1 protein-coding gene is annotated in these 2,825 nt (G+C 72.6%); it reads left to right on the forward strand.

All coding sequences use genetic code 11. The annotated features are described in order from the left end of the window. Nucleotides 1-2,825, forward strand: a 2,825-nt coding sequence (locus ACTWQE_RS33915) for a non-ribosomal peptide synthetase (protein ID WP_443332937.1), incomplete at both ends; no start/stop codon positions are given.

The raw sequence follows: 2,825 nt of genomic DNA on the forward strand, positions 1-2,825 counted from the left end.
GCGTGCAGATCGTTCACGACCGGCTTGACCCCGACTGGGTGACGGCCGACGCCGACGGCGAGGACAGCGCCCAGGAGGCCGTACGGGCGGAGATGGCGCGCCCGTACGACCTGACGACCGGCCCGCTGGTCCGCGTCCTGCTCGTACGCCTCACCGCCGACGAGCACGTCTGCGTCCTGGGGATGCACCACATCGTCACTGACGGCTGGTCCATGGGCGTCATCGCCCGCGAGCTGGGCGAGCTGTACACGGCCCGGACCGAGGGGCGACCGGCCCGCCTGCCCGAGGTCACCGTCCAGTACCCGGACTTCGCGGCCTGGCAGCGTGGGCGGCTGGAGGGCGGCGGACTGTTCGACCAGCAGCTTGCCTGGTGGCGGGAGCAGCTGAAGGGCATCACCCCGCTCGAGCTGCCCACCGACCGGCCCCGGCCCGCGGTGCGCTCCTCCGCCGGAGCGGTGTACGGCTTCGAACTGCCCGCCGACACCGTCGCGGGCCTCAAGGAGCTCGCCCGCGAGCGGGGCGCGACGCTCTTCATGGCGCTGACCGCGGCCGTGAAGGCGGTCTTCGCCCGCTGGTCGGGCCAGCAGGACATCGCCGTCGGCACCTCGTCCGCCGCACGCGGCCACAAGGACCTGGAACAGCTCGTCGGCTTCCTCGTCAACACCGTCGTCCTGCGCACCCAGGCTGCCCCCGAGCTGACCTTCACCGAGCTGCTGGCCCGGGTCAAGGACACCGTCCTCGACGCGTTCGCCCACGAGGACATTCCCTTCGACAAGCTCGTCGAGGCCGTCCAGCCGGAGCGCGACCCCAGCCGCACCGCGCTCGTTCAGGCCATGGTCGTCCTGCAGAACACGCCGGCCGACACCCTGGCGCTGCCCGGCGCGACCGTCTCCCCGTATCCGCTCGACCGGGACGCCTCGCTGTTCGACCTCACCTTCGAGTTCGAGGAGCGGGACGGGCGCCTGCACGGCCTCGTCGAGTACAGCACCGAACTCTTCGACGAGCGCACCGTCGCCCGGATGACCGGCCACTTGGGCGTTCTGCTCGCCGGCGCGATCGCCGACCCGCACCGGCCCGTGGCCGCGCTCCCGCTGCTCACCGAGGACGAGCACCGGCTGGTCGCCACCGAGTGGAACGCCACCGAACTGCCCTCCGGCGACGACGCGCTCATCCACGAGCGGCTGGCCGCGCAGGCGGCCCGCACGCCCGACGCGGTCGCGGTGATCGCCGACGACGCCACGCTCACCCACCGGGAGCTGAACGAGCGCGCCAACCGGCTCGCCCACCACCTGGTCGCCCTGGGCGCCGGCCCCGGCTCCCCGGTCGGCCTGAGCGTCGAGCGCGGCTCCGCCACGGCGGTCGGCCTCCTTGGCATCCTCCGGGCGGGCGCCGCCTACGTCCCGCTCGACCCGTCCTTCCCGGACGACCGGCTCGCGTACATGCTGGCGGACTCCGGCGCCGGGATCGTCGTCGGCCAGTCCGCGGTCCGCGACCGCCTGCCCGCCGGCGACGGCCTGCGGATCGTGGACCTGGACGCGGAGCGGGACGCTATCGGACGGCTGCCCGTCACCCCGCCGCCGACCACCGTCGCCCCGCACGACCTGGCGTACGTCATCTACACCTCGGGTTCCACGGGCAACCCCAAGGGCGTCGCCGTCGAGCACCGCAACGTCCGGCACATCCTTGCCGCCTGGGGCGAGCGGTACGGTCTCGAAGACCTGAAGCCGCGCTTCCTGTCGGTGTCCAGCCTCTCCGTCGATCTCTTCTTCGCCGACCTCATCCGCTCCCTGCCCTTCGGCGGGGCGCTGATCATCGCGTCGAAGGACGTCACCACGGAACCCCCGGCGCTGCTCGACCTGATCGCCGAAACCGGTGCCACCGGCCTGGAGATCGTCCCGTCGCTGCTCAACGCTGTCCTGCAGGAGGTCGAGCGGCGCGGCGAGGCCTTCCCGCCGCTGCGGCTGATCTCCGTGGGCTCCGAGGGCTGGCGCGTCGAGGACTGCCGCACCCTGCTGCGCCGGATACGGCACGACTGCGTCGTCGTCAACGCGTACGGCGGTACCGAGGCCACCGTCGACTCGACGGTCTTCGTGCCGACCGAGGAGAGTCTGCGCGGCAGCGTGTACGTGCCCATCGGCCGCCCGCTGCCCAACACCCGCGTCTACGTCCTGGACGCGCACATGAACCTCGTCCCGCCGGGCGTGCCGGGCGAGATCTGGATCGGCGGCGACGGCGTAGCCCGCGGCTACCACGGGCGCGAGGAGCTGACCGCCGAGCGGTTCGTCGACAGCCCCTTCGTACCCGGTGACCGGCTCTACGGCACCGGCGACCGGGCACGCCGACTGGTTTCCGGGGACCTGGAGTTCCTGGGCCGCGCCGACGACCAGGTGAAGATCCGCGGCTTCCGCATCGAGCTCGGCGAGGTGGAAAGCGCCCTGCTCACCCATCCGGACGTGCGGGACGCCGTGGTGCTGGCCTGGCAGGAGGACTCTGGCCGGCGGCGCCTGGTGGCGTACGTCGTGACCGAGGGTGCCGGGGCCGAGGCACGGACCTCCGACCTGCGCGCCCATCTGTCAGGGCTGCTGCCCGACTACATGGTCCCCGCCGTCTTCGTATCGCTGGACCGGCTGCCGCTCACTCCGAGCGGCAAGGTCGACCGGCGCTCGCTGCCCGAACCGGACGTCCAGGCGAACCGGCTCGGCTCCGACTACACCGCGCCGCGCGACGCGACGGAGGAGATCCTCGCCGCCGTCTGGTCCGAGGTCCTCGGGGTGGAGAGGGTCGGCATCCACGACAACTTCTTCGACCTGGGCGGCGACTCGATC

Origin of the sequence: Streptomyces sp. 8N706, from assembly GCF_052245415.1 — a bacterium.
Taxonomy (GTDB): Bacteria; Actinomycetota; Actinomycetes; order Streptomycetales; family Streptomycetaceae; genus Streptomyces.